13 protein-coding genes and 3 pseudogenes are annotated in these 15,265 nt (G+C 66.9%); 8 read left to right on the top strand and 8 right to left on the bottom strand.

Translation table 11 applies throughout. The annotated features are described in order from the left end of the window. Positions 1 to 4: 4 nt before the first annotated feature. Genes ACGFU6_RS36700 through ACGFU6_RS36690 form a run of 3 tightly spaced genes read right to left on the bottom strand, consistent with a single transcriptional unit; the run spans position 5 to position 2,165 of the window. The gene (locus ACGFU6_RS36700) at positions 5 to 799 is read right to left on the bottom strand and encodes a hypothetical protein (protein WP_393616904.1); all 795 of its coding nucleotides are present in this window, start codon (positions 797 to 799) and stop codon (positions 5 to 7) included. Then, positions 796 to 1,386 (bottom strand): AAA family ATPase, encoded by a 591-nt coding sequence (locus ACGFU6_RS36695; protein ID WP_393616903.1) that lies wholly within the window; start codon positions 1,384 to 1,386, stop codon positions 796 to 798. Before ACGFU6_RS36695 ends, ACGFU6_RS36700 begins: the two co-directional genes overlap by 4 nt. Continuing rightward, entirely contained in the window at positions 1,383 to 2,165 is a 783-nt protein-coding gene (locus ACGFU6_RS36690) for an AAA family ATPase (protein ID WP_393616902.1), read from the bottom strand. Before ACGFU6_RS36690 ends, ACGFU6_RS36695 begins: the two co-directional genes overlap by 4 nt. A gap of 194 nt (positions 2,166 to 2,359) precedes the next feature. Between ACGFU6_RS36690 and ACGFU6_RS36685 the strand changes: the two genes are divergently transcribed. The 6 genes and pseudogenes from ACGFU6_RS36685 (at position 2,360) to ACGFU6_RS36660 (ending at position 10,252) form a co-directional block, all read left to right on the top strand. Next, positions 2,360 to 5,251 carry a DEAD/DEAH box helicase family protein gene (locus ACGFU6_RS36685; protein ID WP_393616901.1) on the top strand — a complete coding sequence of 964 codons (2,892 nt, stop codon included), beginning with the start codon at positions 2,360 to 2,362 and terminating at the stop codon, positions 5,249 to 5,251. Then, the gene (locus tag ACGFU6_RS36680) at positions 5,248 to 6,750 is read left to right on the top strand and encodes a restriction endonuclease subunit S (RefSeq protein WP_393616900.1); all 1,503 of its coding nucleotides are present in this window, start codon (positions 5,248 to 5,250) and stop codon (positions 6,748 to 6,750) included. The genes ACGFU6_RS36685 and ACGFU6_RS36680 overlap by 4 nt, the downstream gene beginning before the upstream one ends. Continuing rightward, positions 6,747 to 8,431: pseudogene (locus tag ACGFU6_RS36675) on the top strand (N-6 DNA methylase). Before ACGFU6_RS36680 ends, ACGFU6_RS36675 begins: the two are co-directional and overlap by 4 nt. 657 nt (positions 8,432 to 9,088) lie before the next feature. Continuing rightward, positions 9,089 to 9,374, top strand: a pseudogene (locus ACGFU6_RS36670) (hypothetical protein). After that, positions 9,356 to 9,766, top strand: a pseudogene (locus ACGFU6_RS36665) (hypothetical protein); the annotation flags it as partial. The pseudogenes ACGFU6_RS36670 and ACGFU6_RS36665, both read left to right, overlap by 19 nt. A 249-nt stretch (positions 9,767 to 10,015) precedes the next feature. After that, a complete protein-coding gene (locus ACGFU6_RS36660) occupies positions 10,016 to 10,252 on the top strand; it encodes a hypothetical protein (protein WP_393616899.1) in 237 nt (78 codons plus the stop codon). A gap of 81 nt (positions 10,253 to 10,333) precedes the next feature. Here ACGFU6_RS36660 and ACGFU6_RS36655 read toward each other — a convergent pair whose 3' ends face one another. Then, complete coding sequence (locus ACGFU6_RS36655) at positions 10,334 to 10,579, bottom strand: hypothetical protein (RefSeq protein ID WP_393616898.1); 246 nt, start codon at positions 10,577 to 10,579, stop codon at positions 10,334 to 10,336. A 110-nt stretch (positions 10,580 to 10,689) separates the two neighbouring features. Beyond that, positions 10,690 to 11,517, bottom strand: a complete 828-nt coding sequence (locus tag ACGFU6_RS36650; RefSeq protein ID WP_393616897.1) for an alpha/beta fold hydrolase — start codon at positions 11,515 to 11,517, stop codon at positions 10,690 to 10,692. Between the two features lie 71 nt (positions 11,518 to 11,588). Here ACGFU6_RS36650 and ACGFU6_RS36645 point away from each other — a divergent pair, with 71 nt between their 5' ends. After that, positions 11,589 to 12,551 carry a helix-turn-helix domain-containing protein gene (locus ACGFU6_RS36645; RefSeq protein ID WP_393616896.1) on the top strand — a complete coding sequence of 321 codons (963 nt, stop codon included), beginning with the start codon at positions 11,589 to 11,591 and terminating at the stop codon, positions 12,549 to 12,551. 11 nt (positions 12,552 to 12,562) lie between these two features. Here ACGFU6_RS36645 and ACGFU6_RS36640 read toward each other — a convergent pair whose 3' ends face one another. Continuing rightward, a complete protein-coding gene (locus ACGFU6_RS36640) occupies positions 12,563 to 13,210 on the bottom strand; it encodes a peroxiredoxin-like family protein (RefSeq protein WP_393616895.1) in 648 nt (215 codons plus the stop codon). 129 nt (positions 13,211 to 13,339) lie between these two features. Here ACGFU6_RS36640 and ACGFU6_RS36635 point away from each other — a divergent pair, with 129 nt between their 5' ends. Then, the gene (locus ACGFU6_RS36635) at positions 13,340 to 13,933 is read left to right on the top strand and encodes a TetR/AcrR family transcriptional regulator (RefSeq protein WP_393616894.1); all 594 of its coding nucleotides are present in this window, start codon (positions 13,340 to 13,342) and stop codon (positions 13,931 to 13,933) included. A gap of 379 nt (positions 13,934 to 14,312) precedes the next feature. Here ACGFU6_RS36635 and ACGFU6_RS36630 read toward each other — a convergent pair whose 3' ends face one another. Together ACGFU6_RS36630 and ACGFU6_RS36625 are read right to left on the bottom strand one after the other, a co-directional pair. Then, positions 14,313 to 14,720, bottom strand: coding sequence for a PIN domain-containing protein (locus ACGFU6_RS36630; protein WP_393616893.1), 408 nt, complete (start codon positions 14,718 to 14,720; stop codon positions 14,313 to 14,315). Then, the gene (locus ACGFU6_RS36625; protein ID WP_393616892.1) at positions 14,717 to 14,992 is read right to left on the bottom strand and encodes a hypothetical protein; all 276 of its coding nucleotides are present in this window, start codon (positions 14,990 to 14,992) and stop codon (positions 14,717 to 14,719) included. Before ACGFU6_RS36625 ends, ACGFU6_RS36630 begins: the two co-directional genes overlap by 4 nt. Positions 14,993 to 15,265 lie beyond the last annotated feature (273 nt).

The following is a 15,265-nucleotide window of genomic DNA, read 5'->3' as shown; positions in this document are numbered from 1 at the left end:
GCCCTCAGGTTCCCTCTGCCGGTGTCGGCTGCAGAGGGAACCGGATTAGCGTCGCCGCACGCAGTTCTTCGTTCCGCAGGAGGGAGAGAATCTCGGGCGGCTCGTCGCTCATGATCAAGGCGGCTCCCGGGAGCACGGCTTGGCGCAGCATCGCCTGCCACACATCGGCGAATGGCTGCCCCTTCAGCACGTCAAGGGCATCGCGCTCGGCCTCCGCGTCTTCCTGCTGCCGGGCCCGGCCCCAATCTCTCAAAACGGTCCGAATGTTCAGCCGCGCAATTTTTCGGCCGGCCACCAAACGCCGCTCGGGGAGGTTGAGGGCGAGCACGTTGATGGTTGTTCGTCCCTTGTCCGTCTCACCGCGATACTCGCCCTCCCTGAGGTTCAGCAGCAAGTGGTCGAAGGGGTCGTCCTGGGTCGGATCGAGCAGCAGGGGCTCGCCGGTTTTCTCGTCACACTCCCACCAGTCCCGCTTGTACGTGCTGTTGCACGGGCCGCACGCCAGAAGATGGTTGGGCCAGAAGAAGGACTTGAGCGCGTTGTGTTCCCGTGGCTCGAAGTGCTCGATGTCGGTCGCGGTAAAGCCACCGCAGTACATGCAGCAGCCGAGGACGCCCGGGGCCATCTTGAGGAGTACTTCACGTAGTCCCCTTTTGACGTCGGCCTCGTCGTTCCACAGGTTGTCCGCGTACTTCTTGCGCGCGCCACTCGCTGTGTCCCGGAGGCCGATCCGTTCCGTGAGTACCGTCATCCGTGCCGTTACGGCCTCGGGCAGCGCGAGACGTTGGATCGGGATCACGCGTCGCGCTCCCGGGACAGCCGGTACCGCTCCATCACTTCATCGACACGGGCCACCGGCGAACTGGAAAGGCGTTCGCGCAGCCGCAGGTATTCCTCGGTCTGCCCGGCATCAGCCCGCCCGAGCAAGACGTCGTACTCCAACTCAGCTAGTCTGCCCCGGAGTTCACGTGCCTCGTCGGAATACGGCGAGTCCAGGCCGAACAAGTCCGAGAGTGCCGCGTCGTCCCCCGTCCCGTAGACGATTCGTCCGTACAGGTCTTCGTCCACCACCTGTGGTGGCTTCTGCTCTCCCACGCCTGGCAACCGGATCAGCCCGCCCGGGTCCGCGGCCTGGCAGATGTAGGGGCTGTGGGTGGTGACGATGAACTGGATTGCCGGGAAGTGCGCAGTGAGCCACTGCCCGATGCTCTTCTGCCAGGTCATGTGTAGGTGGGCGTCGATCTCGTCGATGAGTACCACGCCCGGGTGCGGCAGTGCGACCGTGCCTCCGTCCCGTTCCTCGAACGTGAGGACCCCATATGCCGAGTGCATCTGCCGGACGATGTCCAGGACTAGGGCGATCACGGTCCGCTGCCCGTCGCTCATCCGCCGCAGTTCGATCCGGGCGCCCCCGGGCCGCTGTCGCCCTGCTGCCGCAGCCACATCCCGTCCGAGTCCACGTCCTCGATGCGGTAGCCACCGGGCAGCAGTCCGTCGTTGAGTAGCCTGAGCACCCCGGCCTTGAGCTCGGCGATCCCGGGGCGCTCCTCCAGGGAGCGCAGGTGGAGGGAGAGCAGCCAGTCGAAGGCCTCGGTGAGGGCCGAGTGCTCCTCGAAGAGAGTGCGGAGCGCGGCGGTCCGGTCGAGTTGCTGCGGAGTGCGCTCGTAGAGGCCGGTGCCGGTGAGGCGCCGGAAGGGCCCGTATGCGGCGCAGAACCAGCCGGGCGGCGGGGCCGAGGACCATAGAGCGGAGGTGAGAGGCCGGGGGGCTGAGAAGACTACCTCGGTGGGCGGCTCGAAGCCCTCGACGAGCTCGTCGAAGAGGCCGGAGTCCTGCTCGGGCCGCCAGTCGAGCCGCGCCTCCACCGGTCCGGACCCGTCCGGAGCCATCGTGTCGGCGGCCCGGTCCGCGAGGACCTTGGCGACCACCGAGCCGTGGGTGGCACCGTGGGCCAGGTACTCTTCGAGCTCCGGTTCCACCTGGTGTGCACGGCGCCCCCCGGTCAAGGCGAGCGCGAGCATGCGCAGCAGGGTGGTCTTGCCTGAGCCGTTCCGCCCGGCCATCACCGTCCAGCCCGCGTATCCGCCGCCGGGCCTGGTGAAATCGAGGTCGCAAGCGCGTGGTCCGTGGAATCCACGCACCCCGTCGACTCCGAGCCCCGTCACATACACCAGCCCGTCCTTCCCTCGGCGTGACGCTCCATGCGCCGTGTGTGATGTCGCCCACTGTACGGACCGTTGGTGACAGCAGCAGTCCCGGGCCTGATCTTTGCGTATGCTCCCAGGCCGCGTACACCGGCTGCTGTAATCGGCGTACGGACAATCGACCGGTCCGGACTGGGAACTGCTGGGGAGGGACCATGAGCGGCGACGCACCGGAGTGGGCCAAGACGGTGGAGGCGGCCCTGGCCGCCTCGGGCTGGCGGGTCTACGGACCCGAGGAGCGAGAGCTGGGTGTCGCCCATGAGGCGGTGCGCTCCCCGGTCTCGCCGGAGCTGGTCCTTTTCACTCTGTACGTGCACCGCCGACTCTGCGGGATTGTCGCCGCCGGTCCCTCGCAGGGCGACGAACAGGCCCTACTCGATGCCGCTGCCGAACAGGGCGTACGGATCGCGGGCCGTCACGCTGAGCGGGCGTGGCGAGGCGCCCACCCCTTGCCGTTCCAGTACGCCACCAATGGCGTCACCTGGAGGTTCCGTAACGCGCTCGACGTTGAGCACTTCGATGGCACCCCCGCCCCCGACAGCCCTCTGGGCGGTGCCCGCAGCCGTCGAGTATTCGCCCCGCACCAGCCCACCACGGTGGAGCGCTGGATGCGGGAGGCCGAGCGGATGCCGACCGCTCCGACTTTCCGAGCCCGCCTGCGGAAGCTCCCCGCATCGCGCCTCGACCACAAGCGGCTGCGGGCCGTGCAGTACAAGTCCATCAAGGCGCTGGAGAAGTCCCTTGCCCGCGACGACCAGCGTGCCCTGATCCAGATGGCGACCGGCGCGGGCAAGACCTACACCGTCGTGCAGAGCAGCTACCGCCTGCTGCGCCACGCGGGGGCCCGTCGGGTGCTGTTCCTGGTGGACCGCAATAACCTGGGCAGGCAGGCGTACAACGCGTACCGGGACTTCGTTCCGTTGGGGGCCAGGACGCCCTTGCACGAGCAGATGCCACTGCGCCTGTTCAGCAAGGGAGCGGTCGCGGACTCGGACAAGATCGTGATCTCCACTATCCAGCGGCTGTGGTGCAAACTCACAGGGATCCCGGTGCCGGCCGAGGACGACGAGAACTTCGAGACGGAGCGGGCCGACCGGCTGGCGGGCAGTGTGGCGTCCGTGGGCTACTGCCCCGAGCTGCCGCCCGACTTCTTCGACGTGATCGTGGTCGACGAGTGCCACCGGTCGATCTACGGGCGGTGGCGCCCGGTCCTCGAGTACTTCGATGCCCATGTGGTCGGGCTGACCGCAACACCGATCCAGCAGACCTTTGCCTTCTTCGACAACAACCTGGTCAGCCAGTACACGAACGAACAGGCCGTCGCCGATGGCGTCAACGTCGACTACGACATCTACAAAATCGACACACGGATCACCCGGCAGGGGTCGACCATTCCCGCGCTCAGCACGGAGGCCCATCCCGACGGAACGATCCAGCAGGTCAACTCCGTCATTGCCAAGGTCCACAAGCTGACCCGTGCCGAGCACTGGCAGAGCATGGAGGAGGACGACCCCTACGTCCGCACCGAAATCAACCAGCGGGTGCGTTCAAAGGACCAGATCCGCCTGGTCGTGGAGACCTTCCGGGACAAGCTCTTCACCGATATCTTCCCGCCGACCGTCGATCAGGAGACCGGCGAGATCCGGAGCCGGGAGATCGTCCCCAAGACTCTCTTCTTCGCCCAGAACGACCTGCACGCCGACGCGATCGTCGAGGCCGTACGCACTGCGTTCGAGGGAGCCGGAGATGGCTTCTGCCGGAAAATCACCAGTCAGGCCTCCCGCCCCGACGAGGCGCTGTCCGAATTCCGCAACAAGCGCGGCCTGCGCATCGCCGTGACCGTCGACATGATCGCGACAGGCACGGACATTCCGGCCCTGGAGTGCCTGGTTTTCATGCGAGACATCCAGACCTGGTCGTACTTCGAACAGATGAAGGGGCGCGGGGCCCGCACCGTTAAGGACCCCGATCTGATGAAGGTCACGGCGGACGCAGTCCACAAGGACCGTTTCGTGATCGTCGATACGGTGGGCGTCGCTGAGCACCCGAAGACCGATGCACGCCCGCTGGTGCGGGACGATGCCCCACCTGTGCCGAGCCTGGAGCGGCTCCTGCGCGCCTGCGAGGAGGGCAAGCTGCTCCACGCCGACGACATCGCCACTCTCGCCGGCCGCCTCAGCCGTCTCGGACGCCGCCTGGACGAGAGGGGCCGAGCAGCCATTGAGGAGCATCTGGAGACCGGCCGGACGTATGAAGGGCTGGTCCGCTCGCTGGTCCGGGCCGCCGACACCGAGCAGCCGACGGTGGTGAGTGCCGACAGCGGTGCCCCGGACGAGGAGGCGGGGACCATCGACGCCGTGGGCCTGCTGGCCGCGAGCGAGGAGCTTCGCGCCGCGCTGCTCAGGGTGGCCCGGGACAGCTGGCTGCTGATCGACCATCTCAGTCGGGATCAGCTCCTCGCGGCGCGTGGGCTGCGTGACGGCGAAGAGGCCCAAAAGGTCGTCGACGACTGGCTGGCATACCTGGCCGAGCACGCGGACGAGGTACTGCCGCTGCGTATCGCCTTCCAGGAGCGCCGGCCGCCCCGCGAGGTGCTCCGTGAGCTGAAGGTGCTGATCGAAAAGGTTCGGGCGACCCAGCGTGAATGGACCGAGGCCAGGCTCTGGAAGGCGTACGTGGACCTTGATATCGCCCGGGGTGCCGCAAGGCGGAACGCCGGACTGGTCGAGTTCCTGTCCGTGATGCGGTATGAGCTGGGGCTCGACGGGAATGAGTTTCGGCCATATCGCAGTACGGTGGAGGGCCGTCTCGAAGCGTGGCTCGCCCGCCAGGAGACAGTCGGCGTCACCTTCGACGACCGGCAGCGGACATGGCTGCGACAGGTCGTGAACGTGGTGGCGGCCAACGCCACGCTGACGGTCGCCTCGCTGGACGTGGGCCGCCGAGCGGAGGCCGGTGGCTACGGCGACTTCGTGGCCGCTTTCAAGGACAGCCGGTGGAAACCGGGTGAGCTGGTGGACGAGTTGGATAGGGAACTGGGTGCGTGAGCGCGAGCAGGGTTGAGGACGGCGGCGGGGTTGGCAGAGCAGGGCTGCCGGAGGGGTGGGCGTGGGCGACGCTAGACGACCTGGCTGAGGTCGTGGGCGGTGTCACCAAAGACTCCAAGCGACAGAGCGACCCCGCGCTCCCCGGAGTTCCGTACTTGCGTGTGGCGAACGTTCAGCGCATGTGGCTTGACCTCGCCGAGGTGACAACGATTCGAGTCCCGGCTGAAGCTGTCGAGCGGTACCGACTGCAGCCAGGCGATGTCCTCATGACCGAGGGCGGAGACCGGGACAAGCTCGGCCGAGGGTGGATCTGGGAGGGGCAGATCGACACCTGCATCCATCAGAACCATGTGTTCCGGGCTCGTATCACCGGTTCTTCCATCGAGCCGAAGCTGCTTGCCCTCTACCTCAACTCCGTTGCGCGCCCCTGGCTCGAAGCCAATGCCAAACAGAGCGTGAATCTGGCATCGATCAGCATCTCTAAGATCAAGCAACTGCCGATTCCCGTTCCCCCCACCGCCGAACAGCACCGGATCGCCACTGCCCTCGATACCCGCATGGCCCGGCTCTACGCCATTGAATCCAAATTGCGAGTCACGCTCGACCACGTTGACCGTACGTGGGCTGCAGTATTGGATGCAGTAGCGACCGGTTGCATGCCGGGAGTGGCTACTTCTACCCTCGTGGACCGCCCGGTCGAGACTGTCGCCGAAGTGCGCGGCGGAATTCAGAAACAGTCACGTCGACGCCCGGCGGACAATCCCTATCCATTCCTGCGCGTTGCCAACGTAGGCCGCGGCACCCTCGATCTCACCGATGTACACGAGGTTGAGCTCTTCGGGGACGAGATCGACCGTTACCGCCTCGAAGACGGAGACCTGCTAGTCGTAGAGGGCAACGGCAGCGCTGACCAAATCGGAAGAGCTGCCATCTGGCGCAGCGAGATCAAGGATTGCGTCCACCAGAACCACCTGATCCGAGTGCGCCATGGAGCCGACCTGCTTCCGGAATATCTAGAATTCGTGTGGAATTCGCCGACGATGTCCCGCCGCCTGCAGAAGGCATCGGTATCAACCAGCGGTCTCTACACGCTCAGCACGCGAAAGCTCAAGGAGCTGGAACTCCCTGTAGCTACGCGAGAGGACCAGGCCGCGCTGGTGACGGCAGCCCAGATTGCCCGAGCGCATCTCGAACAGGCGCGAGACGCCGCCGCGTCCGCTCTCGGCCACATCACTGCCCTGCGCAATACCCTCCTCGCCGAAGCGTTCTCGGGCCGCCTCGTCCCCCAGGACGCTGAGGACGAGCCTGCGGAGGAACTGCTCAAACGGATCCGTGTCGAGCGCGAGGTAGCTGAGGCCGAGCGGAAGGCGGCCCGCAAAGCAGCCCGGGCCGGCCGAAAGGACAAAGCGGAGACCGCTGCGCCGCCTCCTGCCAGGCCGGACGACACCATCCTCACCGACGGCGAACAGACCACCCTCCCACTGGAGTTCAACTCGTGAATCAGGAAGCCCGCCGGCTTGTAGACCGCCTGTGGAACTACTGCAACGTCCTGCGCGACGATGGCGTCTCGGCCTCCAGCTATCTGGAGCAGCTCAGTCTGCTGGTCTTCCTCAAGATGGCCGATGAGACGGAAAAGCTCAACGCCCACCGGCCGGTGGGCGATCACGAGCACATGCTGCCAACCGCTCCCGAGTGGAAGGGCCGCGGCTGGCCCGAGCTCATCGACCTCGAAGGCGACCCTCTGGAGGAGGCGTACAGCAAGCTCCTCGCCGACCTCGGCCGCCGCAGCGCTGAGGACGATCACACCACCCTCAGCCTGATCTTTAACCGGGCCCGCAACCACATCGAGAACCCGACCCACCTACGCCGGCTGATCGCCGACCTCATCAACAAGGAGAAATGGCGCGACTCCCGTTCGGACATCAACGGCGCCGCGTACGAGGCCCTGATCGCCCGCAGCGCGTCGGACACCAAGGCCGGAGCGGGCCAGTACTTCACCCCCCGTCCGCTAATCGAGTCAATCGTGCGCTGCATGCGCCCGACGCCGTACGACACGATCACCGACCCGGCCTGTGGCACCGGCGGCTTCCTGATCTCCGCGTACGAATACATCACCCGGGAGTACGGCGACGACCTCCCGGATGACGACCTCCACCGCCTGCGCACTAAGGCGATCTGGGGTCACGAGATCGTGCCCGCGACCGCGCGCCTCGCCGCGATGAACTGCCTCCTGCACTCGCTCGGGGATCCGACCGGGGAGCCGATCATCGAGGTCGGCGATGCCCTGGCCAGGCCCCCCAGCGGCATGCCAGCCTGGTCCTCGCCAACCCGCCCTTCGGCCGCAGATCTGGCATCAATGTCTCAGGCAAGGAAGCCGATGCCGAGGCGGACGACCGCGACAACGTGACGTACAACCGCCCGGACTTCTGGGTGGGAGAGCAAACCACGACCAACAAGCAGTTGAACTTCCTCCAGCACATCGGAACCCAACTCACCGACAGGGGACGGGCAGCCGTGATCGTCCCTGACGGCGTGCTGTACGAGGGTGGTCCCGGCAGCGTGGGCGATCTGGTCCGCCGCGAACTGCTCACCGGCTACAACCTGCACACCATGCTGCGTCTGCCGGAGAACATCTTCTACGCCGGTGGGGTGAAGGCCCACGTCCTCTTCTTCGAAGCAGTCCCCGGACATCGCGTGGACGACGACCCGCCGCACACCACTGACCTGTGGACGTACGACCTCCGCACCGATAGCCGCTTCACTCTTAAGAAGAACCCGATGAAGCCCGAGCATCTGGCCGACTTCGAGAAACAGGCATTTGCGCCATCCGACCTGGACCGCAGGCACCGTAAGGAGTCCGACCGGTTCCGTCGCCACCGGGCGGCCGATCTCCTTGCCGGGAAGCAGGTGAATCTGGACATCGCACGCCTCAGCCCCGAAGCCTCGGCGGCCAAGGAGCCCCCGGCATCCATTGACGCACTGACCCGGTTTGTGGCCCGAGACCTCCGTTCGGCCCTGGCCGAGATCGAGGCGTTCGCGAAGGATCTCGGCGTCGACCTCGCTACGGTATTGGAGCGAGTTGAAGCGCGCAGCCCCTCACCCTCAGTCGGGGCCACGGGTATGCAGGACGGCGCGGCAACCACCTCGGCCCCGAGGGGACGGGACGGCATCGATACCTAAGCCCGACTATGCCTACGCCACTGACTGAAGTGGCTGCGGGCGAAGCAGCCGTCTTCGCGCGGTTCGCGAGCAGCCTCGCTGTTGCGAAGGGCGAGCGCGGTCCTTGGTCGCTGCCCAGCGAGGGTGGCAACGAAGACATCGCTGCAGAGCTGCTCAGGCACCTTGACTCCGTCAATACCCCGTGGGCCAGTCCGCAGAGAGTCCGCAGGACACCCGTAAGCGACCGTCGGGATCCAACGCACGCCAACGGAGAAACACCTGGTCAGAGCGCTGCGTACATCTCCGACGCAGGTCAGGAACGGCCCGCAGACGTTCCGCTTCAACGTGTAGCCGCTGACATATCACCACGTCGCTGATCTGGCAAACATGCAGGTCAGATGGGGTCCGGCTCTTCAGGGTCGGGCCCTTTGCGTTTTCCCGTGCTGGGATGGTGCTGGGATAGCTGACCTCTCGTCACCTGTCGTCATCCCTGGTCATCCGTACCGTGCTGGGCTTGTGCTGGGATGGGACGAGGAGCCTGTGCTGGGTTTCGGGCGGCGATCTCCCGATACGACAGGCGGGCGGGTGGGGCTCCATCCGCACGACTTCTTCACGATTCCGGGGTCCGTGCGGATTCGATCCGTGACGCTTTTCCTACTCATTTGACACAATCGGGGCATGGCTGAGGCGACGTACAGCATCGGGGAAGGCCCGGCGACGCGGGTGAGCCTGTCGCTGCCGGAGGGGACTGCGGAGGCGATCCGGGCGCGGGTGGGGAAGCGGGAGTTCTCTGTGTTCATCGCCGAGGCGGTCGAGCGTGAGCTACGCGGGCAGGTCCTGGGACGAGTACCTGGCGGACTATGAGAGCCGCAAGGGGCCGGTCTCCGACCCGGCTCGTCAGCGGGCGCGGCAGGTCTTCGACGGGGTGTTCGCCGAGGAGACCGAGTGGCCCGCCGCAGGCTGAGTCACGAGGGGACGCTGGCCCTCGACAGCGAGGGACTCTTGAAGCTGCTCGTCGAGGACGAGCGGGTGGTGGCTCTGGTTGCTGAGGCGCGCTCGCGCGGCATGGAGGTCGTGATCAGTGCGCTCACCATCATCGAAGCCGTCAACGCCCGTACGAACAAGTCTCGCCTGAGCTGGGTGCTTTCCGGACTGCGGGTCGTACCGGTCGGTGATGAGGAGGCGAGGGCGGCCTCGAAGCTGCTGATGGATGCCGGGTTGCACGAACACAAGTACGCGATTGATGCGGCCGTCGCCGAGGCCGCGCTGCGACAGCGCCGCCCCGTGGTCATGCTGACTTCCGATATCGACGACATGGCCAAGCTGTGCGGCGAGCGGGTCCGGCTCGTGGCGGTGGAGATGCCAGTATTCGTCGGATCGCCGGTTTCGGTAACCGGCGATCCCCGCTACGTTGCCGCTTAGTAGGAGTGGGGCCCGTAGGGGCTTCAGTGGCCGAGGGGGCTTGAGATCGTTCCCGCTGGGCTTCGGTGGTGCGGGCAGTTTCGGTGCTGAGGCCGATTCGGTGAGGTGTTGGAGGTACGTGTTCGCGAACGCGAGCCACTCCTCGATCTCGGTCCGTTCCTGCCCGGGCGACAGTGATGTGGCGTGGTCGCGTACTGCTGCGATGTATTTGGCAAGGCGGCTGGCCTGGTACCAGGCGTCTGCCTGTTCTCCGAGGTGTTTGACGCGGTAGGCGTAGGCGGCGCGGGCTTCCTGCGTGGCGACTTTCCAGCGCTTTTGATGTACCTCTCTGGCTTGCTGGCCTGCAAGGCGTTTACGCTCCGCGGCTTCGCCACGGAGACCGACCTCCTGCACGATCTCGGCGAGTTGTTCTTCCAGTAGCCGGTCGGGGAGGTCGGCCCATTCGCTTGCACGGTGCGGGCTGCTGTCGCGGAGCATGAAACGCAGCCGGCTGGAGGGGGTTTAGTCGAAGCGGGCGATGCGCATCCATGAGTACTCCTTGGCGTCGGCGAGTTCCTTGTCCGTGGGGACGTGTTCGCTGCGGTCCTGTTCTTGAAGGACGAGGAATCCGTTGCTTTCGCCTTGGGCGGTGATGGTGAAGTGCGGTGGCGCCTTGCGGCGCCGATGGGGCGGGGGCGCGCCTTGTGTGGTTCCGAGCGCTGCCTTGTGGCCTTGTGCTTCGGTGGCGGTGATGAGGAGATGGCTCACAGTCGGCCGGGAAGAGGGCGCACGGGGGACGGCACCTCGCCTGCTCTCGTAGCCCCTTCGGGGCTCCAGCCTGGAACCAGTAGGTGCGTCGCTGGCGCGCGGTCCAAGGGCTACGCCGTGAAGAAGTCGGCGAGCGCGCGGCCGATCTGGTCAGGAGCGTTCTCGGTGGGAATGTGATCCGCATCGGGGATACGGATGAGCGCGGTGTTCGGGATCTCCGAGGTGAATCGCTCGGCGTACTCCACCGTTTCGTGGAGGTCGTCCTCGCCCCAGATGAGCAATTTGGGTGTGGTGGACCGCCGCAGCGCGGGGATGAGGTCAAGGGTGTAGCGGTTGTCGGCCGCGCCCGCCAGGGCCGTCCAGGAGCGGCGAACCCGCGCATCGGTCCATGGGTCCACGTAGTCCGCGATCAGCGGCTCGGTGACGACACGAGCCAGCACCCTCGTCACGGCCTGCCGGCGGTTGGTGAGGACGTCCTCGGTGGTGTCCCCGCCCCGGAACCGGCCCACGTGGGGCGCGGGCCAGGAGTCATAGAGCACCGAGTTGACCAAGGCGAATCGGGAGATGTCCAGCCGGTCGTGGGCGAGGAGGTACTGGGCGACGGCGCCGCCGATGTCGTGGGCTGCCACGGCGATCGGTCCGGAGAGCTTCAGCGCGGACGCGAACCGTGTCATCCAGTCCGCGAGGGCCGGGACCGTGGCCGTTTCCGGGGTGAGTTCCCCGCCCGAGCGCCCAAGTCCGGGGAGGTCGACCGCGATCGGCCGCAGCCCCGCGTCGGCGAGGTGGTCCAGTACCGGGAGCCAGACCCGGCTCCAGTACGTTCCGTGCAGCAGCAGCACGGGCCGGCCGTCCTGCCGCCCGGCGGTCAGATAGCTGGCCGATTCGCCGTCGACCTGGACCGCGCTCCTGACCACTGTCGTTTCGGTGGGTTCACTCATGGGACCACTGTGGCCGGAGCGGATCTCTCCCGCCGAGAGTCCAAAAAGACATCTGAGGGTACATTCTTGCCATGAGTCTTCACCGGGTGGTGGCGCTGCTCAATGCGCCGCAGTCGCCCTTCGAACTCGGCTGCGCTGCCGAGGTTTTCGGCACCGTCCTGCCGGATGTACCGGCCCGCTACAGCTTCCAGATCTGTGCCGAGCGCCCCGGACCGCTGCGGACCACTGTCGGTTACCCGATGCTCGTCGACGCGGGGCTTGAGGTGTTGGAGGAGGCGGACACCGTGATCGTCCCCGGCTGGCAGACGCCCAGTGCGCCGGTGCCGCCGACCGTCATCGCGGCGCTTCAGGCCGCCTACCGGCGCGGAGTCAGGATCGTCGCCATCTGCACGGGGGCGTTCGTTCTCGCCCATGCCGGACTGCTCGACGGCCGCCGTGTCAGCACTCACTGGCGCCACGCGGACCGGCTCGCCGCCACCTTCCCCCACATCGAGGTCGACCCCGACGTGCTGTACGTGGATCACGGCGACGTGGCCACCAGCGCCGGAACCGGCGCGGGCATTGACCTCTGCCTGCACCTGGTGCGCCGCGACCGCGGCGCCGCCTACGCCGCACAGATCGCCCGGAACATGGTCCTGCCCCCGCACCGGGAGGGCAGCCAACTCCAGTACGCTGCACAGCCCGCCCCGGCGAGGGCGGACGAGTCACTGGCGCCCCTCCTTGAGTGGGTCGCGCCCCGACTCGACTCTCCGCTGACCCTGGACCGGCTCGCCGAACGAGCCGGTCTTTCCAGCCGGACCCTCGCCCGGCGTTTCAGCGAACAGCTTGGCGTCAGCCCGGGGCAGTGGCTGTTGCGCCAACGCCTCGATGCAGCCCGGGTCTTGCTGGAGCAGACCGACCTGCCGGTCGAGGCCATCGCCACCCGCGTCGGCCTCACCTCGGCTGTCAACCTGCGCCGCCGCTTCCGGGCGCATCTGGGCACCACGCCGGGTGCTTACCGGCGCACCTTCAGCCAGTCCAGGGCGGCTGCCTGAAGGACGGCGCGTCAGTGCAGGGCGTCGAGCGCGGCGATGATGTCAGCCGGTTCGCCGCGCTTGGTGTAGTCGGTGTCGGCGAACGCCCAGCGGATGGTGCCGCTCTGGTCGATGACGTACGTCGCGGGGATCGGGAGGGTGCGCGGGTGGCCGCCGTTGACCCGGTGAAGGTCGAAGCCGAGCTTGTCGTAGACGGCGGCGAGGTCGTCCGGCAGGTCGAAGGCGAGGCCGTATGACTTGGCGGTGACGGAGCCGACGTCGCTGAGGACGGTGAAGTCGAGGGCGTGCTTCTCGGTCAGAGACAGCGATTCGTCGGGGATCTGCGGGGAGACGGCGATGAGTTGGGCACCGCGGTCGGTGATGCCGGTGTGGTGCTGCTGCAGGGAGCGCAGCGCGAGGTTGCAGTACGGGCACCAGGCGCCGCGGTAGAAGGTGAGCACGACCGGGCCTTGGGCGAGGAGCCGGTCGAGGGTGACGGTCTCGCCGGTCGCGGATGCGAGCGTGAAACGCGGAGCCTGCGCTCCGGCGGCGAGGGCGCGGTGGGTCTGACCGGACGCGGCGAGTTCAGCGCCGGCCCGCTGCATGATCTCGCGTACCTCGGCGGGGATCTGTTGCTGGCGGGCGTCGTAGAAGGCGCGCAGTTCTGCGTTGAGAGTCATGAGGGCGGTGTCCTTCCTGTGGGGGGCAGGTGTGAAGAGCCCGCCCCGAGAACTTGGAACGGTCGTTTCAAGATAGCGGTCGGGGCGGTATCTTGAAACCACTGTTCCAAGATGGTGGTGAGGTGAGGAATGGCGGACATCAAGCACTTCGATCCGGACGCGACCCTGGAGGCAGTGGTCCGCCTGTTCTGGAAGCAGGGTGTGGCGGCTACCGGCGTGCAGGACATCGTGAACGCCACGGGGCTCAACCGCTCCAGTCTTTACTCCACATATGGCGGCAAGCAGCAGCTGTACCTTGCCGCACTGAACCGCTATGTGGCGGCTCGCTCGCAGCCCGTTTTCCGGCAGCTCGCCGAGGACAGGCGGGGATTGCCCGCGGTCGCGGACTTCTTCCGCAGCCTGATCAGCGCGCGCACGTCGGGAGAGCACGCGCGCTGGGGCTGCCTGGTGTCCAACGCGCACGCGGGCGCGGAGAGCGGCGACCTGGACGTGCGGGCTGTCCTCGACCGGCACCACCAAGGGCTGTGCGCCGCGCTGCGCTCCGCGCTCGAAGCAGCAAGAAGAGATGGACAGTTGGCGCCTTCTGTCGATCCGGTCTCTGCGGCTGATCTGCTCGCGCTGCTCGCGTACGGGGTGAACACGCGGTCGCAGGCGGGTGGCGACGCGCGTTCCCTGAGCCGCACCGTCGATGCGGCTCTCGACTCGCTCCGAGCCCCGGGCTGAGAGCGCCGGGGCTTCACTTCGCGGTGGCCGTGCCGGCTGTCGCGGAGACCGCCCGATGAAACGGGTGATCACGCCCGCGTCGACGAGCAGTGGTGACAGGGTCGGGGCGCCGCGCGGCGTGGATTCGCTGCCGCGCACATTCAGGGGCGGGCTCGGCAGGCCGGGCAGGGCGACCCCGGACCTCCTGACGGGAAGACTCCGACCAAGCTCTTCTCCCAGATTTCTCCCAAACGATTACCGGAGACGCAGGAAGGGCCTGATCCGTTTCCGAATCGGACCCTTGACCTGGTGTTTCTCTGCCGGGGTGGCGGGATATGAATCCCTGACGTCCCGGGAAGCCAGCTCCGCTGCGCGACCCGACAAAGGGTAGGCGCCGAGCTCAGACATCCTTGATCTGTACGCGGTCGCCGCACAGCTTCGACCAGTCGTCGCGGTCCGAGGTCAGCACAAGGACGGGCGCTGGGGAGCGGAGCGCCATCGCGGCGACGAGGGCGTCGATGGCGTACTTGTGGCCGTGCAGGCCGCCGGCGTCGCTCAGCAGCTGCACCGCGGTGAGACTGTCCGCCTGGGTGACGTCCCGGACCTCAAGGCGGGAGAGAAGCCAGCGCAGCCGGGCGGTGTCCGTCTTCCCGTAGACGGCCTCCACCACCGTCAGGGCCGACACGAGGACGGGCACGCCTACGCGCCGCGCGGCCTCGATCCGGGTGGCCATCTGGCGGTCGTTACGCAGCAGCAGCGACAGTGCCTGGGAGTCCAGAACCAGGGACCTGGCCGCGGGATCCTTCATGCGGCGCTGTCGTTCGACGCGTACGGCGCCGGTGCGTCACCGAACAGTTCGTGCTGCGCGGCCTGGATCTCGGCTTCGCTCAGCGGTTCGTGCTCGGCTTCGTAGGCGGCCACGATCTCGGCGAGGCCGTCCATGGCGAGCTGATGCTGCACCGCCGCCGTCACGTACGCGGACACGCCGCGCTTACCGGTACGGGTGCGCAGAGCACCGAGGAGTTCCGATGGCATTGAGACGGAGATGTTCTCCGTGCCGCCGGGGCGAGGTGACTTCATGGCCGTAAGTCTAGTACAGGAACTATTACAGCGTCTGGAGTGCTGCGCGGCCTGTATCCGGGGCGGCGCTGGCGCGTAGTCTTGGCGCTTCTGGATCTTCTTGTACTTTGCAGTGAATCCCGTGCTGGGATGGTGCTGGGATGCGCCCACATAACCGCAGGTCAGAGCTGTTGTGGTGGAGTTCGCTTCAACGTGTGAGCGGATGAAATAACACCACGTCGGCGACCTGGCAAGCCTGCAGGTCAGATGGGGTCGGCTCCTCCGGGAGTCGAC

This window comes from Streptomyces sp. NPDC048462, assembly GCF_043200175.1.
GTDB lineage: Bacteria > Actinomycetota > Actinomycetes > Streptomycetales > Streptomycetaceae > Streptomyces.
This window is presented reverse-complemented; position numbering and strand designations above follow the sequence as displayed.